The following is a 24429-nucleotide window of genomic DNA, read 5'->3' on the forward strand; positions in this document are numbered from 1 at the left end:
AATACTCCATTCCACAAGGTACAAACAGCCACCCAGCGCACGGAGGGTATATGAACGACCCCGCACATAACGACCACGCCGCCCCCGATGCCGAAGCAACACAGGCGTTTCTGGACAGCCTGCCGGAAATCAAACCCGGCCAGTCCTTCCGCTTCGCCTGCCACCCCAAGGTGGCCTGTTTCAATGCCTGCTGCCACGACCTGAACATGCCCCTCGCCCCCTATGACGTGCTGCGCCTGCGGCAGGAACTGGGCATAGACAGCGAAGAATTCATCGGCGTGTACACCACGGTGGGCCAATACCCCTCGGGCTACCCGGTGCTCCACCTCAAAATGAGCCCCTCGCCGGACCGCGCCTGCTTCTTCCTTTCCCCTGCGGGCTGCACGGTCTATCCGGGCCGTTCCGCTGCATGCCGCACCTACCCGCTGGGCCGCGCCACCCGCGAAGATGATGCCGGAAACCCGCTTGAGCAGTATTTCCTTGTGCAGGAACCCCACTGTCTCGGTTTCTCCGAGCCTGCGGAATGGACCACGGAAACATGGCTCAGGGATCAGGAACTCACGGAATACAACCGGCTCAACGACCGCTACATGCACCTCATGGCACTGCAGCAACGCACAGGCCGTGTCCTTGCGCAAAAGCACGCCACCCTGTGCACGCTCTCCCTGTACCAGCTGGACCGCTTTGAAGGATTCATCCGCAGCATGGGTCTGCTGGACCGGCTGGACCTGACGGAAGAACGCAAGGCACGGATTCTGGAAGATGAGACCGCCCGGCTGGAATTCGGATTCGACTGGCTGGAACTGGTTCTCTACGGCGGCAACGGCACGCTGACCGTCAAGGCGTAGCGGCCAGCGCACCGCCCCGGACTCACAATCAGGCGCAAAACCGCCCCGGAGCAGACACATGCCCCAGCAAAAACCCGCCACAGAGAGTAACGACACCCTGCCCGCACCGGAAACGGCTCAGGGTTGCAACGGGCACACCATGCCGCCCGTGCCCGACCATCCCGCCGTATTCAGCGCCGCACGGCGCGATGCCCTGCTTGCGGCCCTTGCCCCGCACAGGGGCAGACGCATCGTCTTCACCAACGGCTGCTACGATATCGTGCACCCCGGCCACGCGGACCTGCTTGCCCGCGCCCGCGCCCTTGGCGACCTGCTGGTGCTCGGGCTGAACAGCGATGCCTCCGTCCGCAGCCTCGGCAAGGGCACAGACCGACCCGTAAACCCCTTTCCTGTGCGTGCCTACGTGCTGGCGCACCTTGCCGCCGTCGATTTCGTGGCGGAATTCGAAGAACCCACCCCCTACGAACTTATCCGCGCCGTGCGCCCGCAAATACTTGTCAAAGGCGGCGACTGGTCCGTGGACCGTATCGTGGGCCGCGACCTTGTAGAGGCAGACGGCGGCACCGTGGTCAGCCTGCCCCTGCTTCCCGGCTTTTCCACCACCGCCCTGCTGGAACGCATCCGCGCCACGCGCTGAACAGCCGCGCTCTCCCGCCTGCTTCCCCGTCACGCCTTCTTCCTCTGCGCCCATAATCAAGCGGCATATAAGCCCCCGCAAACGAGCCGAAGCCCCTGCGGTTGCTCACCGGCAGGGGCTTCAACATGCCTAGGAAGAAAAAGTTAGTTCAGGATGTAGCGCATGGGGTTCACGCACACCCCGTTCAGACGCACTTCGTAATGCAGATGCGGCCCGGTGGAACGACCGGAATTGCCGATGTAGCCTATAAGCTCACCGCGGGTCACGCTCTGCCCCTCTTTGACCACAAACCGCTGCATATGGGCATAGCGGGTGGATATGCCGTCGCCGTGGCTGATAACCACGCAGTTGCCATAGCCGCCGTCCACGCCGCTGAACGATACAGTGCCCTTGGCGGGCGCGTAGATGGGCGTGCCCTTGCGGTTGGTAATGTCTATACCCTTGTGGAATTCACGCCTGCCCGTAAAGGGGGAGCGGCGCATGCCGAACGGCGAGGAAACAAACCCTTCGGAGGGCCATATGGACGGGGTGGAGGCAAGCAGTTCGCGGTTTTCGCGGAACTGCTGCATCAGTTCCTGCTGCTGCACCTCTTCCATGCGCACTTCGGTGTTCAGCTGGTTGAGAAAGCTGTGCATCTTGCGCGCCAGCAGTTCCTGACGGTGTATGGGGAGATAGCTTTCGGAAAAATCTTTGGGGCGGGAACCACCCATGGAAGAGGTGGCGTCACCCTGATCCTGCTCAAGGTTGATCATAACACGCAGCTTGGAGTTGAACTGCTGTACGCGCTGCAGATCGCTCTGCACGCCCTTCAGCTTGTTCGCCATGCTCAGGATCTGGTTATTCTGCTCTTCCAGCGTCTTTTCTGCTACGCTGTAGTCACGCTTAAGCTTCTGATAACTGGTATAATAATGCCAAAAAACAACGTTACCGGCGGCAAAGACGCATACCATGCCAAGCAGGATAACCCCCAGCCAGCCGCGCAGAAAAAACTTCTTGCACTGGCCCTGATTTTCCCTAAACATGACAATGTGGTACTTGCTGAACAGCATGCTTCCGCTTCGCCCTTTCACGCATTTTAGTTAGAAAATCCAAAGCCATGCACGCACGGCAATCCTCAAGCAATTCTCCGCCTCTTTACTTCGCTTTGCCACCCCGTGTCAAGTCCAGCTGCCAGCGCGTCAGGGCGTTAAAAACATTCTGGCGCAGCCCCTTGTTACGTGCGGCTAGTGCCCAGAAGTCGTCCATGACCTCCTTGCGGCGCGAATCGGAGGCAGAAGGGCACGGGTTGCTCCACAGCGGCAATTCCCACTGGCGCACACACTTGGCAATGATCGATTTCTCCACCAGCATGAGCGGGCGTATGACCATCAGCCTGCCGCCGAAGAACGATTCCTTCATGGACATGCCGCGCACACTGCCGCCCTCGTACAGATTCATAAAAAAGGTGCCCACAAGGTCATCCGTGTTATGCCCAAAGGCAAGATGCGTCAGGTTGTAGTCCCGGCACAGCTCAAACAGCCGGGTCCGCCGCAGCATGGCACAAAAAAAACACGGGGAGTTGTTCCTGTTTTCCGGCGAATGCCCGCGCGGTCCGTGGTCGGTGACCTCCACATGATAGGCAATACCCCGCTCCTGCAGCCACGGAATGAGCGGGGCGTGGCTTTCGGGTTCAAACCCCGGGTTCAGGTGCAGTGCCATCATTTCAAAACTGAACGGGATAATCCTGCGCCTGTGCAGCAGGGTCTGCATGAGCACCCAGCTGTCCATGCCGCCGGACATGGCAATCCCCACCCGCGCCCCCGGATGGAGCATTCCGGTGGTCTGCATAAGTTTTCCTGCGCTGCTCACGCAGTGTTTCTGGGCGTAACTGAGCTTTTCGCGTGCCATGTTCTTCCGTTCCTGACCTTGTAATATAGCGGTGAGGGGCTTCGTACCCCGCATCGGGGCGGTACGCAACCACTCACCCGGCGGCCTTTCCTGCGCGGTTGACACATATACGCCCGCGGAGTATGCTGCGCAGCTTGGCATTATTGCGTCCCCGAAGTTACAAACTACTTCTCATCTCCCCCGCGCGACTCTTTCCGGGGCAGTAACCCGGGGAACGGGCTGATAACACTTTCTCCGCCGATTGGCGCATACGAAAGGCCGCCGGGAGCCTTTTCAGCAACGATTGATGAAACGACACATCATCGCTTTTCTGGTTCTGTTCGTGCTTGCCAGCGCGGCGGGGCTGGGGCTGCATATATGGACGCAGAGAGGCATGATTCTGCTGGGCGACCCTTCATGGCCGGGGCTTCGTCTTGCCTCCCTGTCGCGCATAGACGTCAAGTCTGCAGCGGGAACATACATCTTTGCCCCGGAGAAAGGCGTGTGGTACGTGCGCGCTGCGGACGGGCGGCCCATACTGGCCGATGCCGCCAAAATGCAGACCCTGCTGGATACCATAGCCAGAAGGCCGCCGCTGGACCACGTGTCCCGGTATACGCGCCGCGAAAAAAGCCAGTATGGTCTGGACAACGATGACACCAGCATTACCCTACTGGGCAACGAAATCTGGGGCATCGTTCTCGGCGCGGACGGCCCGCGACCGGGAACAGTATACGCCAGAAGCTCCCTGCAGGGCGATCAGGTGCACCTGCTGGACGCATCGTACCGCGAACTTATCGTGCGCCCGGTGGAATATTATTATGACCTGCGTCTGGTGGGGGCCGATTCGCCGGATGCCGTCACCAGAGTAAGTGCAGAAGGCCCCGGAACAGGCGTGTGGGATGTGGTGCGCGGCAAGAATGAAGGCTTTTCGTTCGCCGCCCCGGAAAAACACCGTCCCCACGCGGTCGCACAGCCCAAGCTGGAAATGTACCTGCACACGCTGGTCAACGCGCGCGGGCGCGCACTGGCGGATAACGCAACGGAAACGCCGCCCCACCCGCAGCTCAGGCTGTCCGTGTGGACCAGGCGCTCCGACACACCGGAAACGGTGGATATTTTTCACGACGGCAATGGCGGCAAAACGTTCATTGCGCGGCTTTCAAGGCAGAACGCTCCGGTTCTCATAGACGGCGAGCTGGCACAAAAACTCGCTGTCACGGCCTATTCCCTGCGGGCGCGCCCCGTGCTGGGAGCCGACCCGGGGCAGGCAGATGAGCAGATTTTCACCGTCCTTACGGGCGGTGGCACGCGCATCCACACGGCGGTGCGCGATCACAACGGCTGGCGGGACCGGGATTCCGGCAAAGAGCTCACAGGACTGGACGTCATCCTGTGGCGGCTCGGGGCCATCCAGTTTGTGGACACACCGCAGGCAAAGGCTCCGGAAGGGGCACAGCACGTGCTCACATGGACACTGCGCGCCGCTGCCACCGGGCTCATAGCCACTGTGGAATTTCATACAGACCCCGCCGTATCCGGCCGTTGCTGGCTGCACGTGCAGGGCGAAGAATACTGGTTTCCGGTGGAAAGACTGCTCCTCAACGACTTGCTGAGCAGGCTGCCCGCCCGGTAACCACCCGGCAAACGCCCGGCAAATGACGGTCGAATTTTCTCAGGACGTTCAAAGCGGGTATGCTGCACGCGCAAACAAGCCTGCCCCGGCTTCAAGCCCACAGACAAAAGGCTACGCAGGGGAAAGGACTGTTCGCACAGCAGGCAGGGTACCGTATACATCGGACTGAAAAGGCTGTTAACGGCTCAAAAAGCCTGATACGCCCAAACCACAAGGAAACAGCAGGGGAATCCCTGTTCATTTCAATACAAGGAGTCAACACATGGCCCGCATCACAGTAGAAGATTGTCAGAAACGCGTAGACAACCGTTTCCTGCTGGTTCAGATGGCAATCAAGCGCGTCCACCAGTTTCGCGACGGCTACAAGCCGCTTGTAGACAGCAAGAACAAGGAAGTGGTTACCGCCCTGCGCGAAATCGCTGCCGGCAAGGTGCTGCCCGACAACCCCGCATGGTACACCCCCGCCCCCGAAGAAACCAAGACTGCCGAGTAATGCCGAGCCATGAGCCAGCGTGACTACTACGAAGTCCTCGGCGTAAGCCGGGACGCCTCGCAAGACGAGATCAAGAAAGCCTACCGCAAGAAGGCCATGGAGTTCCATCCGGACAGAAATCCGGATAACCCGGATGCCGAAGCCCGGTTCAAGGAAGCGGCAGAGGCATACGATGTCCTGCGCGACGACGACAAACGCGCCCGTTATGACCGCTTCGGCCATGCGGGTGTGAACGGAAACGGCTTCGGCGGTGGCGGCGGCTTCCACAGTGCGGAAGACATTTTCAGCCAGTTCGGCGACATTTTCGGCGACCTGTTCGGCTTTTCCATGGGCGGCGCGTCCAGAGGGCCGCGCGCGCAGTCAGGCGCGGACCTGCGCTACAACCTGTCCATCAGTTTTCGGCAGGCGGCAAAGGGAGACGAGGTCACCCTCAAAATCCCCAAAAAGGTCACCTGCCCGGAATGCGAAGGCTCCGGTGCCGCCCCCGGCACCAAGCCGGAAACCTGTTCCCGCTGCGCAGGCAGAGGGCAGGTGCGCCAGAGTCAGGGCCCCTTCTCCATCTCCATGCCCTGCCACGCGTGCAACGGAACGGGACAGTTCATTTCCTCTCCCTGCCCCCGCTGCCGTGGCGCAGGCATCGTGCAGGAGATAAAGGAACTTGCCGTGCGCATCCCCGCCGGAGTGGACTCCGGCAACCGCCTGCGCCTGCGCGGCGAGGGCGAACCCGGCATCCACGGCGGCCCTCCCGGCGACCTGTATGTGGTCATCACCGTAGAGCAGGACAAGACCTTCCGCCGCCACGGGCAGGATCTCATCGTCACGCGGGAAATCAGCTTCGTGCAGGCCGCGCTGGGCGACAGGATAGAGGTGCCCACGCTGGACGACCCCATCACCGTGGAAATCCCCAAGGGAACCCAGAACGGCGAAATCTTCCGCATGCACGATTATGGCCTCCCCTCGCTGGGATACGGGGCCAACGGCGACCTGCTGGTAGAAATCGTGGTTAAAACGCCCACCAAACTGAGCAAGCGGCAGGAAGAACTGTTGCGCGAATTCGCTCAGCTGGAGGACGACAAGCCCATGACAAAGGCCAAAAACCTGTTCAAAAAGGTCGGCAAGGCCATGGGAGTGGACTAATCCATGAACGGCAACGACTTTTCGCACATGCACGATGATGGCTCCATCACCATGGTGGATGTAGGCGGCAAGGCAGATTCGCGCCGCGTGGCCATAGTGCGCACCGTGGTGGAGGTTTCGCCCGCCACGCTGGACCTGCTTAAGCGGCAGGCACTGCCCAAAGGCGATGTGCTCACCACCGCCAAGGTGGCGGGCATCATGGCCGCCAAACGCACGTCCGAGCTTATCCCCCTGTGCCACCCGCTGTTCCTCAGCTATGCGGACGTCCGCTTCACCGTGGCAGACCCGGACGACACCTGCCCCGCAGGCCGCATACTCATAGAGGCGGAAGCGCGCACCACGGGCCAGACCGGTGTGGAGATGGAAGCCCTTGTGGCCGCCCAGACCGCCGCCATGACCATCTACGACATGTGCAAGGCCGTTCAGAAAGATATTGTCATCCGCGACTGCCGTCTCGTCTACAAGGCAGGCGGCAAGAGCGGAGAGTTTCGCGCAGAATAGCCTCCCGAAACCGGACAACGGACAAAGTGCTGAAGGCCCGCCCCGCAATGGGACGGGCCTTCGGTTTTTCATTCTTTGCTGACCCGGCTCAAGTCCAGTTCAGACGTATTCAGGCGCATTGGACAAGCCCGGGCCATTCCGTCGCCAGTCCGGTGCTCGTCGGGTGCCGGTCCGGTGCAATTCCGTCCAGTTCTGGCGGCGCTTTAAATGCGGGCCAGTTCAGGGAACATCAGAACCCGGCGGCAATGCAGCAGAAAACCGTTGCCCACCGGACGGGCAGCTACGCAACCACCATGCCCCGTTCCCAGTCAATGCGGCTGATGATGGCGGCAGAAAGCCCGTCCAGCCCTTCTCCCGTGCGGGCGCAGATGCATATGGCCTGCGGGTGCGCCTGCCGCAGCGCGAACCGCGCCTCATCGTCCAGCATATCCCACTTGTTCAGCACCAGCACAGAGGGAATCTCGTGCAGCTGCATGTCCGTGAGAATGGACTCCACGGCCTGAATCTGCCGCTCCACCTCCGGGTGCCCGGCATCCGCCACGTGGATAAGCAGGTCCGCCGCCTCCAGCTCCTCAAGGGTGGCTTCAAACGCCTCCTTGAGCTCCTTGGGCAGGTTGCGGATGAAGCCCACCGTGTCCGTGAGAATAAGTTCCCGCTCCTGCGGAAAACGCAGCCGTCGGGTGGTGGGGTCCAGCGTGGCAAAAAGTTTGTTTTCCGCCAGCACGTCCGAATGGGTCAGCGTGTTCAGCGTGGTGGACTTGCCCGCATTGGTATACCCCACCAATGCCGCCACAGGTACACGCGCCTTTGCCCTGCGGTCGCGCGCATAACCGCGCTGCCTGCGCAGCGTTTCCAGTTCGCCCTTAATGCGGCTTATACGGTCACGTATCTTGCGCCGGTCCGTCTCCAGCTTGGTCTCACCGGGACCGCGCCCCCCTATGCCGCCCATAAGCCTGTCCATGGCCCTGTTCTTACCCACCAGACGGGGCATGGTATACTGCAACTGCGCCATTTCCACCTGGAGCTTGCCCGCCCGCGAGGTGGCGTGCTGGGCAAAGATATCCAGAATAAGCTGGGTACGGTCCAGCACCTTGCGCTCCGTGGCATCGGTAAGGTTACGCAACTGCGCGGGAGCAAGCTCACCGTCAAAGACCACCATCCCCGCGTTACCCTGCAGGCACAGCACTTCCAGCTCTGCCAGCTTGCCCTTGCCGAGTATGAGCTTGTGGTTCACCTGCGGCACGCGCTGCACTATGCGCCCCACCACGGCAATACCCGCCGTGCGCGCCAGCTCCTGTAACTCGTCCAGATACAGCTCCTGCAGGCTGCGCGGCTGCGTGCCCACGCTCACCAGCACTGCCCGCTCGCCGTCGCCGTCCGCCACCCGTGCGTCGGAAAGGGCGCGCGCCATTTCATCTTCCAGCGCCTCGGTCAGTGCGTTGAAGTCTGCATCCACCCGGTCCCACGGCACAGCGGGAAAAACCCGGTACCCCTTGTTTTCGCCCTCTTCTCCATCCGCAGCACGTCCGCCCTGTTCCGCTTCCTGCTCTCCCGCCCCTGCGCCACTTACCACAGAGGGCAGCAGATGCGCGTACTGAAAGCGTTCCGGCCCGCCGAACTCATCCACCGTGAGCACGCCCACCGAGTCCAGCCGCAGAAAAAGCATGTCCATCATGTCTTCCTGCGAAAGAAGCGTATCGGCAAGATGGGTATGCACAAGGCGCAGCCCGCGCAGGCGCGCTGTTCCCTGCCGCGAGCGGGGAAGCTCCGGTATGTATATGGCCCCGGTGTCGCCCACGATGACCAGTTGCGCCCGCCCCTGCCTGTCTATGAGCAGCCCCACCTGCCGCGCAATGCTGCGCGAAAGGGCGGCAATCTCCCGTGCCTGCTCGGGCGTATAGCCGCCCTGCGCCGGATACCTGCGGGTATACAGGCGTTGCAGTGCCTTGATCTGACTGGGCTTAAGCCCTTGAATATTTCCGAGAACAGAGGCTATGGCGTGCTCCTGAAAAAAAATCCCCGCGCCCCGGAATCCGGTAACAGCGCGGGGATTAGTCTACACGTTATGGGCGGAAAGGTACTCCGTAATCATGCCGTCATAGGCGGCGGTACGGGCAAAGGTCTTGGCTGCCATGCGGCGGCGGAAATCCAGCCCCACACGCATGTCGCTGGCATCAAGCTCTGCCGTAGCTTCGGCGTAATCCGCCGGGTCCGGCAGCACGAGCATGCTGTGAAAGTTTTTGGCTGTCGCCCGCAGCATACAGGGTCCGCCGATGTCTATCTCCTCCACGGCAGCCTTAAGATCCAATCCCTTCCGGGCGGCTTCCGCAAAGTTGTACAGGTTCACCACAATGAGGTCAAAGGCAACAATGCCCAGTTCCTTGAGGGTGGCAAGGTGCTCCGGGTTGTCCTTGTCCGCCAGAATACCCCCGTGGATATGCGGATGCAGCGTCTTCACGCGTCCGCCGAGTATCTCCGGAAACCCCGTAACCTTGCTTACAGGCGTGACCTTCAACCCCGCCTCGGAAAGCATGCGCGCCGTGCCGCCGGTAGAAACCAGCTCCACGCCGCGCCCGTGCAGGAAGGTGGCAAACTCCACCAGTCCTGACTTGTCGGTAACGCTGAGCAGCGCCCGTTTGATGGGTAAAAGGTCCATACATCCTCCATGTACAGATTACTATGGCGTGTACGCCAATACGGCCTGTGCGGCTCATGCCGACCCTGTCCGAACCGCCTCCGGGACAGGTCCGAACCTCTCCTGCCAGAGTCCGGAAAGGGCGTGCGGCGGATACCATTTCCGCCCGCATTCCGCAGGTTTCCCGTGGCTTGCCAGAATACCGGGTCAATGGCAAGCTCCGCTCCCGTCCCCGTTTTGGCCTGCCGTCAGCAAAGCCCTTTTACGGTACCCGCTCCCAGTATAGACCAATCACAGAAAAAAGAATATACTTCCCGCGTTGATGATGAGTGCGGTACAGGCTGGCGCGAACACGGAACGATCAAGAAGCGATCAGGAAACGACGGCAACTCAAACTGACGCGCAGCTTCAGGGAGTTCCCGGCGTTCCGCCCTACCCGGCCAGCTTAAGATTTCTTAACAACAGCAACGCGCAACGTGCCGCTTCCTGCGGCCTGATCAGGAAGATGACCGAAACCTGCCACACAAGAGACCTGCGTGTGCCCCGGCACGCTGCCCCCCCCCTCCGCATCAGCGGGCCACGCTTCATCCACCCCCTTCCTGCGCGGTAGCAGATGCCGAACATCTCCCTTTCCCGCGAAGCACTCGTCCGCCGGTACCACGCCATCCGGTCGCACCCCGCCGCCTCCCGTGCGGGTGACTGGCTCATCGCGGCAGGGGTATGCACCTTTGCCCTGCTCATGCCGCTGGGTAACATGTTTGCAGAAATCGGCGGCGTGCTCTGCCTTGCCGGAGTCCTGTGGACCTACCTCTTCAATTTCCGGCAGAGCGCCCTGCACCGGTATCCCCTCTGGCCTCTGTACGCCCTGTTTCTGGCCTTTCTCGCCTTCAAGGTGGTGCACTCAATCCATCTGCAAACAAGCTGGTACGTCTTCAATTCAAACATCCACAAAGGTTTCGTGCTCTTCCTCGCGGGGCTGGAATTCGTCCGCACCCGCAAACGCCTCTACCTGTTCGCGCTGCTCCTTGCCGCAGCCTCGCTGGTGCAGGGGCTGGACGGCATCTATCAATTCATAAACGGCACAGATTTCATCAAAAACGCCATGACTGAGGGCGGCCGCCTCACCGCAAGCATGGGCGGAGGACGCGTGGGCAACTACATGTCCATGGCCCTGCTTCCCTCACTGGTGCTGTGGGTTCTGCTGCCCGCCTCGCTGCCGCGCGCCGCAAGGCTGGGCATCACAACCGCCTTTCTCGCACCGGGCATATTCCTGTGGATGTTCGCGCAGGCCCGGAGCGGCTGGGTGGGGCTGCTCATCGCCGTCCTCCTGCTGGCGCTCATGCTCAACACCATACGGTTGCGCCACCTTCTGCCCTTGGGTGCCATTGTGCTACTGATGGGCTTTTTCGGCCCGGAGCGGGTCCGTTTTGCCACTGCCCTGAACGACGTGCGCATCTCCGACATCTGGCCCGCCGCCATGAGCGTCTTTCACGAGCACTTCTGGCTGGGTGTAGGCAACGGGGCCTTCCGTCACGGCACCAACCTTCTGGGCATCGTCATGGAATGGAACGGAACCGTGGTGGTCTACCCGCACCCCCATAACATCTACGTGCAGCTTCTGGCGGAAACAGGCATCATCGGCTTCGGCCTCTTTGCGGCGTTCACCCTCAGCAACGGCGTGTGGAGCGGACTGCGCATACGGCAGGGGCTGCGCACGCCCGACCGCCCCTACTGGTTCGTCACCGCCCTGCTCTGGGCCTCCTACTTCGGGGGGTACCTCGGTGCCGCCGTCAGCGCCCACAGCTTCTTCCGCACGTGGTGGCTGGGCACGGCCATGCTCATACTGGGGGCCATGGTCGGCGCATGCGCCTCGTTCAACCCCGATCCTGCGCAAACCTCGGCAGCCCCTTCAGCAGAACCGCACAACCCTGCTGAGCAGGCCCCCGCACCCCCCGTTCGATAACCCCGCCTCCTGCGGCTCCGTGGCCCATGCGGCCTTTTGTCTGCTCTGCCTTGCAGGCACCGCCATATTCATGACACTGCCCCGCGCACCCCACCGCCCCGCGCAACGCGCCTGCCCCTGCATCTGCACCGGCACGGCGCATTTCCCGCCAGGCTTCTGATCATTCTTACGCCCCTACTTCCGGCTGACCGCCCGCAGCCTGCCCGCCGGGAACCCATCAGGAACCCTCCGCGCCCCATTCCGACACCCCTCCTCATTTCCGAAAGCCCCATCTCCATCTTCTCTGGCGCGCCCCTTGCAATCACTCCGGCATGGATCTGTTCAACTTCAGCAAACCCGAATTTTTCAGTTTCATACTGACCTTCATGCGCCTCAGCCTTGTGGTGTTCATGCTGCCCGTGTTCGGCGGCGATTCCGCACCCAAGATGGTCAAGGGAGCGGTGTGCATGGTGCTCACGCTGGCCGTGTTCCCGGCCCTTTCCGTCTCCGGGCACGCCATGCCGGAGCACCCCTTCGACCTCATACGCATTCTGGCGTCCGAGGCGGTACTGGGCCTCACTCTCGCGCTGGCCATAGAGTTTGTTTTCGCTGCCATCCAGACAGGCGGTCAGTTGCTGGGCTTCCAGATGGGCTTCACCATGATCAACATCGCGGACCCCATGACCGGCACCTCCGTCTCCATCACCTCGCACTTTCTCTACCTTGTTGCGCTGCTCACCTTCATGACTCTGAACGGCCACCTCTACATGCTGCAGGCGCTGGCAAAAACCTTTGAAGCCATCCCGCCGGGCCATCTGGTCATCGGCCCGGCCATCGTGCATCAGATTCTGGACCTTTCCTCCATCATGTTCTCGCTGGCCGTAAAAATCGCCGCCCCCGTCATTGCCTCGCTGTTCCTTGTGGAACTGGCGCTGGCACTCATGGGCCGCGCCGCGCCGCAGATGAACCTGCTCCAGCTGGGCTTTCCGCTCAAGATAGGCGTGGGCTTCTTCTTCATGGGCATGCTGTTCACCATCATGGCACGCCACATGGCCAACTTCATCACCGAAATCGGCCCGCTCATGACCAACCTCATCAACTCCATGTCCCCGCTTGCCCCTTAGGAGTATGAGCCATGCCGCAGAGCGATCCGAGTAAAACAGAACAAGCGACACCCAAACGTCGCAAAAAGGCGCGGGGCAAAGGCAACGTCGCAAAATCGCAGGAACTGGGGAAGGTCGTCTCCATTCTTGCGGGCATGTACGGGCTCTACGCATGGATAGGCGTCATTTACGACAGCATGAACAAGATCATGGTGCGCTTCCTGCGCGACAGCATGCAGTTCTCGGCCACACCGGAAAGCGTGTACGATATTTTCAAGTGGCTCTCCACAGAACTGGCCAAAATGCTCATTCCCCTGCTCTTCTTCATCGGCTTTCTGGCCTACCTGAACATGCGGGTGCAGGTGGGCAAACTGTGGACCACAGAAGTCTTCAAATTCAAATGGAGCAGGTTCAACATCATCTCCGGCCTCAAGCGCCTTTTCGTCTCCACCCAAACCCTCATCCGGATGGGCAAAAGCATCCTGCAGGCCGTGGTCATCGGGTTTGCGCCCTATCTGGTCATCAAGTCCGAAATGGCAAACTTCCTGCCCCTCTATTACACAGATGCGGCGGGCCTTTCCGTGTATCTGCTGGAAACGGGGCACAAGATGGTGCTTTACGCCCTCGTCCCCATGACCATCATCGCCCTGGCCGACCTGTGGTACACCCGCTGGGACTACGAAGAAAACCTGAAGATGACCAAGCATGAAGTAAAGGACGAGCGCAAACAGGCGGAAGGCGACCCCAAGATCAAGGCCGAACAGCGCAAAAAGATGCTGCAGGTCATGATGCGCCGCATGATGCAGGATGTCCCCAAGGCAGACGTGGTCATCACCAACCCCACCCACATCGCCGTGGCTCTGCGGTATGACGCCATGGAGGCACCCGCCCCGCGCGTGCTTGCCAAGGGAGCGGACCATCTGGCCGAAAAAATCAAGGAAGTGGCCCGCGAACACGGCATCCCCGTGCGGGAAAATGTACCTCTGGCACGTGCCTTGTATAAGTCGGTTGAGATTGGCGAAATGATCCCCGAAGACCTGTACAAGGCGGTGGCATCCATTCTTGCCTCGCTGCATAAATTCAAAGGGAAACAAAGGGGTTAGCAGAGCACGCCACACACGGCTCGCACAACCCCCCAGCCCGCGGAAGGTGTCGGAAAAATGGCTAAACAGGAAATCACAGCTCCCAAGATAAATTATGAGCGTTTCGCCAAGCAGGGCGACATTCTGCTGGCAGGCGGTGTTATCACCATCCTGTTCGTCATGCTCATTCCCCTGCCCACCTTCTTTCTGGACATCATGCTCAGCCTGAGCATATCGCTGGCGCTCATCGTGCTGGTCACATCCATGTTCATGCTTTCGCCGCTGGAATTTTCCATCTTCCCGTCTCTGCTGCTGGTCACCACGCTGCTGCGCCTTGCGCTGAACGTGGCCTCCACACGCCTCATTCTGCTGCACGGCGATGAGGGAACAGGTGCCGCAGGCTCCGTCATTCAAGCCTTCGGCGAGTTTGTGGTAGGCGGCAACTATGTGGTGGGCGCGGTTATTTTCATGATTCTCTTCATCCTGAACAAGATGGTCATCACCTCCGGTACCACGCGTATCGCAGAAGTGGCGGCCCGCTTCACCCTGGATGCCATGCCCGGCAAGCAGATGGCCATTGAAGCCGACCTCAACGCAGGCCTCATAGACGAGGAAACCGCCAACGAAAAGCGCAACATCATCCGGCGCGAAGCAGACTTCTACGGCGCCATGGACGGCGCGGGCAAGTTCGTGCAGGGCGACGTTACCGCCGGCCTGCTCATCACCATGATCAACATCATCGGCGGCATCCTCATCGGCATCGTGCAACAGGGCATGCCCTGGCAGGACGCTCTTACCACATACACCCTGCTCACCATCGGCGACGGACTTGTCGCCACCATCCCATCCATTATCATTTCCACCTCGGCGGGCATCATCGTTTCCCGTGCGGCGGCAGAAGCGAAAATGGGCGAAGAATTCATCGGCCAGCTCACCTTCAACTCCCGCGCCCTCAAGCTGGTGGCAATGGTGCTGCTCATTTTCGCGCTGGTTCCGGGCATGCCTTTCCTGCCCTTCACCATCTTTTCGGCAGGCCTGTTCTTCATTTCCACACTGGTGGGTTCCCCCGGAGACAGCGCCGCGGAATCCGGAGGCAAAAAGGGCAAAGGTGCCAAGGCCGAATCCAAGGGGCTGGACACGCCCGAAGAGGTGCAGACCCTGCTCCCGCTGGACGCACTGGAACTGGAAGTGGGCTACGGCCTCATCCCGCTGGTGGACGAGGAACAGGACGGCAACCTGCTCTCGCGCATCCGCTCCATCCGCCGCCAGTTCGCGCTGGACGTGGGCGTGGTTGTTCCCTCGCTGCACCTGCGCGACAACCTGCAACTCAAGCCGGGGCAGTATTCCGTGCTGGTCAAGGGCAACGCGGTGGCCGGGGCAGAAATCCTTATCGACCACTACCTCGCCATGGACCCCGGCGACGCCAAGCACCACATAAAGGGCATAGAAACCCGCGAACCCGCCTTCAACCTGCCCGCCCTGTGGATTCCGCAGAGCCAGAAAGAAGAGGCCATGCTCGCAGGCTACACGGTGGTAGACCCCTCCACCGTCATCGCCACCCACCTTACCGAGGTCTTCAAGCGTAATCTTGCGGATTTCCTCGGCAGGCAGGAGGTGCAGGCCCTTCTGGACAACCTCGCCAAGCACGCCCCCAAGGCCGTGGAAGAGCTGGTACCCGGCATTCTCTCTCTGGGCGTGGTGCAGAAGGTGCTCCAGAATCTGGTGCGCGAAAACGTCTCCATACGCGACCTGCTCTCCATTGTGGAAACACTGGCGGACTATGGCCCCGGCGTCAAAGACCCGGACACCCTCACAGAATACGTGCGCGAACGTCTGGCCCGCACCATTGTAAAGCCATACATGGACAGCAGCGGCGTTCTGCCCATCATTACGCTGGACCCCTCCGTGGAAAAGACCGTACAAGAGGCCATCCGCCGTTCAGACGGCGGCACCTATCTGGCACTGGACCCGGCAACGGCACAGCGGCTGATACAATCCGTGAACCAGAGCGTGGAAAACGCGGTGGCGACAGACGGTCAACCCGTCCTGCTCACCTCGCCTGTCACCCGCCCGCACCTTGCCCAGTTGATAATGCGGTTTCTGCCCTCGGTGTCTGTCATCTCGCAGGCAGAAATTCCTTCTGATATCCGACTCACCTCCGTCGGCAGCGTAGGACTGAAGTAATGCAGGTTAAAACCTTCACAGGGCCGGACACCAAAACCGTTCTCGGCCGCATCAAGCAGGAGATGGGGCTCGACGCCGTCATCCTCTCCAAGCACGAGGGCAACGGTGAAAACGGCCCGTGGTGCGAAATGACGGCGGGCCTGGAACGCGCTGTCAAAACTTTGGATGCGGGCGGCAACGGCAACGGCAAGAATGCCGCCTCGCCCGCAGGCTGGAATGAATGGCACCGCGAATGGTCGCTCATCAAGGAGCACCTGCTGGTCCTCATGAAGCCGGGCATCCGGCTGGAAGACCTTTCGCCCCGCCAGCGCGTGGCACTGGAATATCTGGAGCGAGAAGGCGTGGAAGGCACCGTGCTGCTCGACCTCTTCGGCAGGCTGCGCAGCACCCCGCACGCCTCCGTTCTGGAACCGCTCTCAGATATGGTATCCGTCAAGCCGTGGGAAGAGAGCCACTGGCCGGAACGCGTGCACGCCGTGGCCGGCCCCTACGGCGCGGGCAAGACCAGCACCCTTGTGCGCATGGCCCTTTCGCTGCGCAGCCGCCGGCCGGACATGAGCATCTGCATCGTGAACGCAGACAGCGAACGCGGCAACGGACGCCTGCTGCTCAAGCATTACGCGGAACTTTCCGACATGGCCTACCGCGAAGCCTCCGACGGTGTAAGCCTTGCCAACGTCCTGCGCGAATCCCGCCAGTTCGACAGGGTGCTCATAGACCTGCCCGGACTCGGCAGGCAGGATTCCTTTTCCGCCCTGTCCACGCGCATGGGCCTGTGCGCCGCGCAGGATATGGCGGTGCATCTGGTGCTTGCCCCCTCCTACGCGCCGCAGCAGATGGCCAGCTTCATGCGGCAATACGCAAACGGCTGCGCAGGGAGCATTATCTGGACGAAACTGGACGAAGCCTGTACCTTCGGGGCAGTCGTCAACATGGCGGTATCGTCCGGTTTACCTGTCTCCGCGCTCTCTTTCGGGCCGGGACTCAAAAACACGCTCACGCCCGCGCGCGATGTCATGCTGTGGAGACTGCTCTTCAAGCACCAGCTCCCGTGTGACACACCTTCCCGCGGCGATGCGGCCATTTAAGACAACGGAGTTGCACTGACTATGAAGGGCGATTATCCTCTGGTATTTTCCGTCACCTCCGGCAAGGGCGGAGTCGGCAAGACGAACATGTCCGTCAACCTTGCGCTGTGCCTTGCCCGGGCGGGCAAACGCGTGGTGCTTCTGGACGCGGACCTCGGCCTTGCCAACGTGGACGTGGTGCTGGGCATGACGCCCACACGCAACCTTTTCCACCTGTTCCATGAAGACGCTTCCCTGCAAGACATCCTTTTCGACACGCCCTACGGTTTCAAAATCCTGCCCGCCTCGTCCGGCATGAGCGAGATGCTCGCCCTGTCCACCGGCCAGAAGCTGGAACTGCTGGAGGCCATGGACGGCCTGGAAGATGCCGTGGATTATCTGATAGTTGACACCGGGGCCGGGATAAACGACAACGTACTGTACTTCAATCTCGCGGCGCAGGAGCGCATTGTGGTGCTCACGCCGGAACCCACCTCGCTGACGGACGCTTACGCCCTCATCAAGGTGATGAAGCTCAACCACGGGGTCGAGCATTTCAAGGTGCTTGTAAACATGGTGCCGGACGCAAAAACGGCCAAGGAAATGTTTACCAGACTGTACGCGGCGTGCGACCATTTCCTTTCCGGCGTCTCGCTGGATCTCGTGGGCTACGTCCCCCGCGATCCGGGCGTCCGCAAGGCGGTGGTCAACCAGCGCCCCTTCTGCGCGGAAGCGGAAGGCGGCCCCGCCTGCGCGGCAGTGCGCCAGGTGGCGCAGACCATTCAAAACTGGGATGTATCGGCCAACCTTGATGGAAATATCAAGTTCTTCTGGAAAAAGCTCCTCTTCCGGCAGTAGCCCGGAAACAGGCGGGAGCAGGGGCGGTGCGGCTGGTTCCGGGGGCAAACAGGCCCCGTGGGAAATGCTGGAATCCGGCTCCGTGGCGTGGGAGGACATGTCCAACCGCGAACAGGAAGCCGTTGTCCGCCACTATGCCCCAAAGATCAAATTCCTCGCCCTGCGCCTCAAGGCAAAGCTGCCCAAGAACGTGGAACTCGGCGAGCTCATCAGCGCGGGCACGCTGGGCCTCATGGAATCGCTCGGCAAGTTCAACCCCAAAATGGGCATCAAGTTCGACACCTACGCCGAAAGCCGCATCCGGGGAGCCATGCTGGACGAGTTGCGCAGGCTCGACTGGTTCCCCCGCAGCCTGCGACACCGGGTGCGACAACTGGAACAGGCCATCCACCGGCTGGAGAATGATAAAGGCCGTGCCCCCACCGAGCAGGAACTGCAGACAGAAACAGGGCTGGATGAAAAAGACGTACGGCTGGGGCTGGAAGCCCTGCAGAACCAGCTGTGCCTGAGTCTGGACGCCATACAGGACACCTTTTCCACAGAAGGCCGCGAATCCATTGACGGAGAACCCTTTCAGGCCACTGCCCTCAGCGAGCTCATCGAGCGCGTTGCGTCACTTATCGACCAATTGACACCTAGGGAAAAGCTGGTATTATCGCTCTATTACAGTGATGAACTGAATATGCGTGAAACCGCAGAGGTAATGGGAATAACCGAAGGCAGGGTTTCCCAGTTGCACACGCAGGCCCTGCAACGGTTGCGACGCGAGTTTCACACCTCCTACGGAGAAAACGACGGCATCTGAGCCGACAAGGAGTTTCACATGGCCTTCGACCCGAACATGCGCGTTCTTGTAGTGGACGACTTTTCCACCATGCGCAGAATCGTTAAGAACATCCTGCGCCAGATCGGCTTCACCAACATCGTGGAAGCGGATGACGGCACCACCGCATGGGAAACTCTGAACAAAGACAAGATAGACTTCATCATCTCCGACTGGAACATGCCCAACATGACCGGCATTGAACTGCTGCGCAAGGTCCGCGGCAGCGAAGAGTTCGGCGACCTGCCCTTCCTTATGGTCACTGCCGAAGCCCAGCAGGAAAACATCATAGAAGCAGTGCAGGCAAAGGTCTCCAACTACATCGTCAAGCCGTTCACCGCAGAGACGATGAAGCAGAAGATCGACAAGATTTTCCCGTAGCGGACCCGCGCAACCGGTCCTTCTTTGCAGTCTGTTTGCCCCGGCTCACCCTGCCTTTCCCCTGTCCGGCAATATCCGATACGCTTCCGCCGGGGCAGCTAGAGGCCGTGTGTTCGGGGCGCACCTGACTGTGAAAAACCTTTCCCATCGGGCTGCTCCCGGCGGTGGGATGCAAAGCGTAAAAATGCTCAGAGTCCTAGGGCACCAGAACCTGTGCTCAGGTCTGAATGTTCCGCAGCAACGCAGCAGACAGCCTTCCTCAACGGCCGGACGCAGAAAGGCCGCATCCGCGCGGAGGACGGCCAACCGGCCAACCCATGACACCCGGCACCCATGGCAGACGATGACCTCTCACTGGACGGAGATCTCTCCGACAAGGCGCAGCTAGACACCGAAGAGCTGGGTGGTCTTGCTGGTGCCGCAGGGGGAGCCCCGGCGGGTAAGTCTGAAGACAAGGTCGAACTGGACCTTGAAGACGCCCCCTTTCTCGAAGATGATGAAGAGGAAGAGGAGCAGCCTGCCGCAGCACAGCCTTCCGGCCCGGTGCTGCTGGAAACACCCGGTGAGAAGAAGCCCAACCCGCTGAAGACGCTTCTCGACAACAAGAAAATTCTCTACCCCTCTCTGGCGGTCATCGCCCTGCTGATCATCCTCCTCGCGTGGCTCGTGCTCAAGCCCGCCCCCCGCCCGGAGCCGCCGCCCCAGCCGGAACAGGTCACCGTGCAACAGCCGGAACAACCGGAACCGGAGCCTGCAAAGCAAGATTCCTTTGTCGTCACGTGGGACCCTTTCTGGGTGGAACAGAAGGACAAAGACGGCAAAATCCGCTTTCTGGTATGCAAATTCGCCGCCGCCACGGATAATGAAAAACTTTCATGGGAGGCGGGAACAAAAAAGGTGGTGCTGCGCGACGCCCTGTTCTATTATCTGCGCAATAAAGATCTCCTGTTCCTGACCGATGAAAAGAATGTAGAGGTACTCAAGACCGACCTTCTGGCGGTCATCAACCAATACATGAGCAACGGACAGTTCGAGGATCTGCTCATAGAACATTATCTGGTGAAATAATATGTCATTGGATGCCAGCCTGCCCGTTCTTCTGGCGCAGATGGGCCATGTGCAGGAAATAGCGCACAAAGAATCGGCCCACCCCGAGGCGCAGCAAGCAGCCGCGAAGCAAACCATCGCGGAGACGCTGAAGCACGAGCAGAATGCGGTGGAAAGGCCCGACAAGGCAGAGCAGTCCAAGCTCCTGCTGGAAAAGGACGGCAAGGGCGGCACCGGCGGACACGGCAAGGACAGGCGCAGACGCAACCCCCCGCCCGACGAACCGGAGGAAGAAGAAACCGTCCGGACCGCGAAAAGTCCCTGGCAGGGAAACATCCTGAATGTGAAGGTCTGACCCCCACCACGCGCTGCCTTTAGCCATAGAGACGCCCGCATGCAACTTTCCCACTGGATTCTGCTTTTCATGAGCGTGACGGAAATCGCCCTGCTCCTGCTGCTCTTTGTCTTTTTCCTCCGCCTCAAGCGTTCCGAATCGCTGCTCAACGAAATGCAGGCCAAGCAGGAAGCCTTTGCCGCCAAAATCCGCTTCAACGCCGAGTTGGAGCAGGAGCTTGTAGACTCCTTTGCCCAACGTCAGGAACAGTTGCGCCAGCTGGACATTCAGCTGGAAGCCCGCGCCGCGTCCCTGCAAAAACTCATCAAGCAGGCAGAAGACATCACCCGTTCACCCCATTTCCTGCGGGAAATGATCATCGACGGACACCGCAAAGGCCGTTCGCCACAGCAGTTGGCGCGCGCCACAGGGCTTTCCGTGGATGAGGTGGAACTCATCCTCATGAAATCGGGCAATTAGCCGCCCCGCCTGCCCTCCCATGAAGACCACGCGCATCTATCCCGCAAACACCGTCTCCGGCAACGCCGCACAGGACCGCGATTCCGGCAACAGAGCCGCCGCGTTCCGCCGCGCCCACAGGCCGGGGCAGGTGCTGCGCGGCAGAATGCTGCGCTTTGTACGCGGTACTATGGCATGGGTGAACGTCGCCGGGCACGAACTGCTTGCAGAACTGCACACCCGTCCGGAACCCGGCGTCCCCCTCCATTTTCTGGTGGAACAGACCGTGCCGGACATCCTTCTGCGCGAACTGGACCCGGAAGAAGCCCGCCACTATCAGGCCCACCCGCCCCGCACACCGCAGGACATAGCGCGCGACTATCTCACCGCCCGTGATGCACTGGACGCACTCCTCCACCAGCGTCTCTGGCCCCTTGCCCCGGCAGGCGACACTCCCCACGCCGCCAGTGCGTCCCAAAGCAAGGCAGACTTCTCCGCCTTCATCGCGCAGGATGCAGAAGCCCTTGCCGCCTTCACACTGGTGCAGCGGCACAGGCTGACCGTCAACCGTCTGCTCGCAGAGCGCAACAGCGGCGAACTGTACCACCTGCCATGGCTCCTTCCCCTGGCTCGAGGGGTGGAACTGCTGCGCGCGCAGGGAGAACACGGCGTCCTGCGTCTGACCATAGGCGCGGTGCTGCCCCGTCTGGGGCGCACCCTCGTTCAGGCTCTGGCGGGATCGGAAAAGCTGGCCTACAGACTCTTTCTGGAACATGCGGAAGCCTCCCGCCCTGCCGGCGGGCAGGGGAACGGCGCACCGCAAGCCCACAATCTGCCGTCTGCACAACCACCGCCGGATGTGCGGGGCGCAACCGCCACGCAATCACCACCGGAAGCCCTGTGCCGCCAGCGCGATGCCGCGCAGACCACACGCTACCCTGCCGTCTGCCTCGGCAGCGGGCCACTGCCTCCGGGCATACATGATATCCTCTCCGGCCTGCTCGGCCCTGTTTCCCACGGCAGCCTGAATATCCGGGCCTGAATACCCTGACCTGAATATACGGCCTGAACAGTTGGCCTGCACATTCCTGAACAGTTGGCCCATGCATCTGCACTGGCAATCTGAACTGGCAGGCCGGACCTGAGCATCCGTTGGGCACCGGCACCGGCTTCTGTCTCTGTTCTGGCCTTGGCTCTGGCTCTGGCCTTGACTCTGGTGTCGGCGCTTGCATCGGTTCTGGCATCGGGCCTGCCCGCTTGCAGCCCGGCAGAAAGTTGCGTACAGGGGGCATGCCGGAACGGGGCATACGGGTCATTCGGCCCGTGCCAAGCGACAACGCAGGCGACACGCAGCCGACAGTGCAAAGAGCAGTGCAGGCAGTATGCGCCGCAACAGACACATCATAATGACACAGCACACCACACACCCTCTGCCCATTGCGCAGCACGCCCCGTGGCTCGCCCCGCTTGCAGGCTATTCCGACCTTGCCTTCCGGCTGCTCTGCCGTGAATTCGGCGCGCAGGTGGTCTGCTCGGAAATGGTCAGCGCCAAGGGCCTGTACTACAAAAGCCCCGGCACGGAACTGCTGCTGGAAACCTGCCCCGAAGACGCCCCCATGGTGCTGCAACTGTTCGGCAACGATGCGGATATCATGGAACGCGCCATGGAACCGCTTCTGGCGGCAGGCTACACATGGTTCGACCTGAACATGGGCTGCTCGGTGCGCAAGGTGGTCAAAACCGGCTGCGGCGCGGCCATGCTCTGCGATGTGCCCAACGCCCTGAACGTGGCGCGCACCATGGTCCGCATGGCGGGTGAAGGGCGCGTGGGGTTCAAAATGCGCCTCGGCTGGGACGCAGGAGCAGAGGTCTACCTTGACCTTGCCAAAGGCTTGCAGGATATCGGCGCGGGCTGGGTTTCCCTGCATCCCCGCCACGCGCGGCAGGGCTTTTCCGGTCAGGCTCGCTGGAGCGCCCTTGAGGAACTGGTCCGCGCGCTGGAAATCCCGGTCATCGCCAGCGGCGACCTTCTCCACGCGGAAGACGCCGTGCGTTGCGTGCGCCAGACCGGTGTCGCTGCCGTCATGTTCGCCCGTGGCGCGCTGAACAACCCCGCCATTTTCGAAGAATTCACCACCCTCATGGGCGGCGGCTCCTTTGTGCGCCCGGACCCGGAAAAGACCATGCGCATCCTGCGCCGCCACGTCACGCTGGCACGCCGCCACTGCCCGGATAAAACCGCGTTGTTCAAAATGCGCTCGCTTGTCCCGCGCTATGTCAAACTTTTCCCCGGCGCGCGCCACATGCGAAACAGGTTGACGGAATGCACCAGTTGGGAAACGCTCAACGAACTTCTGGAAGAATTTTTCACCCGCTGGCAGGAACAGGGGGCGGACTTTGAGCCCCGGCACATCCTTGCGCCCTGACAGCCGGCAACAGCCAACAGCAGAAAGGGCAGAGGATACCATCATGATCGTACGCAGAGCGGAAACAGCGGGCTTCTGCATGGGCGTTTCCCTTGCCCTGCAAAAGCTGGAAACGGAACTCGCCAAGAAAGAAGGCCCCATAGCCACCCTTGGTCCCATCATCCACAACCCGCAGGTGCTGGACCATTACGCGCATCTGGGCGTCCGCTGCCTCACCGCCCCGCACGAGGCGCACTCCGATGAACGCGTCATCATCCGCGCCCACGGCATTCCGCAGCGGCTGCAGCGCGATCTGGAGCAAACCGCCAAAACCGTGCTGGATGCCACCTGCCCCAAGGTCAAACGCGCCCAGATGGGCATTGCCCGCAAACTGCGCGAGGGCTGCACCCTGCTGCTGTTCGGCGAAAAAGACCACCCGGAGGTGCGCGGCCTCATGAGCTATGCGGGAGAAGATGCCTTCGTGTTCGGCGAGTTTGACGAACTGAAGCAGTACCCCTTCCAGCCGGGCAAGCGGTACTGTGTCGCTGCCCAGACCACGCAGGACCGTAATGTTTTTGCAGAAATTGTCGATTGGTTGCGTATGCGCCTTGGTGAAGACCTGCCCGTGCTGGAAACCATCTGCGATGCCACCCGCGAACGGCAGGAAGAGGCCATAGCCCTTGCCCGCGAGGTGGACGCCATGGTGGTCGTGGGCGGCTACAACAGCGGCAACACCCGGCGGCTTGCAGATGTGGCGCGCGCGCAGGGCTGCCCCACCGTACACGTGGAAACACCGGAAGAGCTGAACCCCGCGCAACTGCAAGGCGCGCAGGTGGTGGGACTCACCGCCGGGGCTTCCACACCCAAGGCAATAATTGACGCTATGCAAAAAAAGTTGGAAGCATTATAGAAGATAGACGGGCCGTCATATGCCCGCTCTGAACAGATAATAACGCAGAACGCCGTGTTGCCCCCTTGGCAACGACATACG

The 24429-nt window shown here is 61.0% G+C and carries 24 protein-coding genes; 20 read left to right on the forward strand and 4 right to left on the reverse strand.

Annotated elements, in window-relative coordinates:
- Positions 1 to 50: 50 nt before the first annotated feature.
- The gene (locus HUV26_RS14115) at positions 51 to 848 is read left to right on the forward strand and encodes a YkgJ family cysteine cluster protein (protein WP_174410778.1); all 798 of its coding nucleotides are present in this window, start codon (positions 51 to 53) and stop codon (positions 846 to 848) included.
- Positions 849 to 987: 139 nt separating this feature from the next.
- Complete coding sequence (locus HUV26_RS14120) at positions 988 to 1485, forward strand: adenylyltransferase/cytidyltransferase family protein (RefSeq protein WP_174410853.1); 498 nt, start codon at positions 988 to 990, stop codon at positions 1483 to 1485.
- Positions 1486 to 1628: 143 nt separating this feature from the next.
- Here the strand turns inward: HUV26_RS14120 and HUV26_RS14125 are convergent, their stop codons facing one another.
- Together HUV26_RS14125 and HUV26_RS14130 are read right to left on the reverse strand one after the other, a co-directional pair.
- The gene (locus tag HUV26_RS14125) at positions 1629 to 2534 is read right to left on the reverse strand and encodes a M23 family metallopeptidase (RefSeq protein ID WP_174410779.1); all 906 of its coding nucleotides are present in this window, start codon (positions 2532 to 2534) and stop codon (positions 1629 to 1631) included.
- Positions 2535 to 2619: 85 nt separating this feature from the next.
- Positions 2620 to 3372 (reverse strand): tRNA lysidine(34) synthetase, encoded by a 753-nt coding sequence (locus tag HUV26_RS14130; protein ID WP_174410780.1) that lies wholly within the window; start codon positions 3370 to 3372, stop codon positions 2620 to 2622.
- Positions 3373 to 3658: 286 nt separating this feature from the next.
- Between HUV26_RS14130 and HUV26_RS14135 the strand changes: the two genes are divergently transcribed.
- From HUV26_RS14135 to moaC, 4 genes are all read left to right on the forward strand, one after another.
- Positions 3659 to 4987 carry a DUF4340 domain-containing protein gene (locus tag HUV26_RS14135; RefSeq protein WP_174410781.1) on the forward strand — a complete coding sequence of 443 codons (1329 nt, stop codon included), beginning with the start codon at positions 3659 to 3661 and terminating at the stop codon, positions 4985 to 4987.
- A 262-nt stretch (positions 4988 to 5249) separates the two neighbouring features.
- Complete coding sequence (gene rpoZ / locus HUV26_RS14140) at positions 5250 to 5480, forward strand: DNA-directed RNA polymerase subunit omega (RefSeq protein ID WP_174410782.1); 231 nt, start codon at positions 5250 to 5252, stop codon at positions 5478 to 5480.
- Between the two features lie 9 nt (positions 5481 to 5489).
- Positions 5490 to 6617, forward strand: a complete 1128-nt coding sequence (gene dnaJ / locus HUV26_RS14145) for a molecular chaperone DnaJ (protein ID WP_174410783.1) — start codon at positions 5490 to 5492, stop codon at positions 6615 to 6617.
- A 3-nt stretch (positions 6618 to 6620) separates the two neighbouring features.
- Entirely contained in the window at positions 6621 to 7118 is a 498-nt protein-coding gene (gene moaC / locus HUV26_RS14150; protein WP_174410784.1) for a cyclic pyranopterin monophosphate synthase MoaC, read from the forward strand.
- 280 nt (positions 7119 to 7398) lie between these two features.
- On the opposite strand, the gene hflX is transcribed toward moaC, so the two are convergent.
- Together hflX and HUV26_RS14160 are read right to left on the reverse strand one after the other, a co-directional pair.
- Complete coding sequence (gene hflX, locus HUV26_RS14155) at positions 7399 to 9069, reverse strand: GTPase HflX (RefSeq protein ID WP_174410854.1); 1671 nt, start codon at positions 9067 to 9069, stop codon at positions 7399 to 7401.
- Positions 9070 to 9174: 105 nt separating this feature from the next.
- On the reverse strand, positions 9175 to 9774 hold the full coding sequence (locus HUV26_RS14160; protein WP_174410785.1) for an IMP cyclohydrolase: 600 nt from the start codon (positions 9772 to 9774) through the stop codon (positions 9175 to 9177).
- Positions 9775 to 10366: 592 nt separating this feature from the next.
- On the opposite strand from HUV26_RS14160, the gene HUV26_RS14165 reads away from it, so the two are divergent.
- The 14 genes from HUV26_RS14165 (at position 10367) to ispH (ending at position 24348) form a co-directional block, all read left to right on the forward strand.
- Positions 10367 to 11716 (forward strand): O-antigen ligase family protein, encoded by a 1350-nt coding sequence (locus tag HUV26_RS14165; RefSeq protein WP_174410786.1) that lies wholly within the window; start codon positions 10367 to 10369, stop codon positions 11714 to 11716.
- A gap of 311 nt (positions 11717 to 12027) precedes the next feature.
- The gene (gene fliR / locus HUV26_RS14170) at positions 12028 to 12819 is read left to right on the forward strand and encodes a flagellar biosynthetic protein FliR (RefSeq protein WP_174410787.1); all 792 of its coding nucleotides are present in this window, start codon (positions 12028 to 12030) and stop codon (positions 12817 to 12819) included.
- 11 nt (positions 12820 to 12830) lie between these two features.
- The gene (gene flhB, locus HUV26_RS14175) at positions 12831 to 13901 is read left to right on the forward strand and encodes a flagellar biosynthesis protein FlhB (RefSeq protein ID WP_174410788.1); all 1071 of its coding nucleotides are present in this window, start codon (positions 12831 to 12833) and stop codon (positions 13899 to 13901) included.
- Positions 13902 to 13958: 57 nt separating this feature from the next.
- Positions 13959 to 16064: a flagellar biosynthesis protein FlhA gene (flhA, locus tag HUV26_RS14180; protein WP_174410789.1), complete on the forward strand. Its 2106-nt coding sequence runs from the start codon at positions 13959 to 13961 to the stop codon at positions 16062 to 16064.
- Entirely contained in the window at positions 16064 to 17152 is a 1089-nt protein-coding gene (locus HUV26_RS14185) for a flagellar biosynthesis protein FlhF (RefSeq protein WP_174410790.1), read from the forward strand. Before flhA ends, HUV26_RS14185 begins: the two co-directional genes overlap by 1 nt.
- A 21-nt stretch (positions 17153 to 17173) precedes the next feature.
- Positions 17174 to 17989: a MinD/ParA family protein gene (locus HUV26_RS14190; RefSeq protein ID WP_174410791.1), complete on the forward strand. Its 816-nt coding sequence runs from the start codon at positions 17174 to 17176 to the stop codon at positions 17987 to 17989.
- On the forward strand, positions 17943 to 18794 hold the full coding sequence (locus HUV26_RS14195; RefSeq protein ID WP_174410792.1) for a FliA/WhiG family RNA polymerase sigma factor: 852 nt from the start codon (positions 17943 to 17945) through the stop codon (positions 18792 to 18794). Before HUV26_RS14190 ends, HUV26_RS14195 begins: the two co-directional genes overlap by 47 nt.
- An 18-nt stretch (positions 18795 to 18812) precedes the next feature.
- Positions 18813 to 19193 (forward strand): chemotaxis response regulator CheY, encoded by a 381-nt coding sequence (locus HUV26_RS14200; protein ID WP_174410793.1) that lies wholly within the window; start codon positions 18813 to 18815, stop codon positions 19191 to 19193.
- A 333-nt stretch (positions 19194 to 19526) separates the two neighbouring features.
- The gene (locus HUV26_RS14205; RefSeq protein ID WP_174410794.1) at positions 19527 to 20261 is read left to right on the forward strand and encodes a flagellar basal body-associated FliL family protein; all 735 of its coding nucleotides are present in this window, start codon (positions 19527 to 19529) and stop codon (positions 20259 to 20261) included.
- A gap of 1 nt (position 20262) precedes the next feature.
- Positions 20263 to 20595: a hypothetical protein gene (locus tag HUV26_RS14210; protein WP_174410795.1), complete on the forward strand. Its 333-nt coding sequence runs from the start codon at positions 20263 to 20265 to the stop codon at positions 20593 to 20595.
- A 39-nt stretch (positions 20596 to 20634) separates the two neighbouring features.
- Complete coding sequence (locus HUV26_RS14215; RefSeq protein ID WP_174410796.1) at positions 20635 to 21054, forward strand: hypothetical protein; 420 nt, start codon at positions 20635 to 20637, stop codon at positions 21052 to 21054.
- Positions 21055 to 21073: 19 nt separating this feature from the next.
- Positions 21074 to 22075, forward strand: coding sequence for a hypothetical protein (locus HUV26_RS14220; RefSeq protein WP_174410797.1), 1002 nt, complete (start codon positions 21074 to 21076; stop codon positions 22073 to 22075).
- A gap of 340 nt (positions 22076 to 22415) precedes the next feature.
- Positions 22416 to 23459, forward strand: a complete 1044-nt coding sequence (locus HUV26_RS14225) for a tRNA dihydrouridine synthase (RefSeq protein WP_243451403.1) — start codon at positions 22416 to 22418, stop codon at positions 23457 to 23459.
- Positions 23460 to 23502: 43 nt separating this feature from the next.
- Positions 23503 to 24348: a 4-hydroxy-3-methylbut-2-enyl diphosphate reductase gene (gene ispH / locus HUV26_RS14230; protein WP_174410798.1), complete on the forward strand. Its 846-nt coding sequence runs from the start codon at positions 23503 to 23505 to the stop codon at positions 24346 to 24348.
- Positions 24349 to 24429: the final 81 nt, after the last annotated feature.

Source organism: Desulfovibrio psychrotolerans (genome assembly GCF_013340305.1).
In the GTDB taxonomy this organism is placed as follows: Bacteria; Desulfobacterota; Desulfovibrionia; order Desulfovibrionales; family Desulfovibrionaceae; genus Halodesulfovibrio; species Halodesulfovibrio psychrotolerans.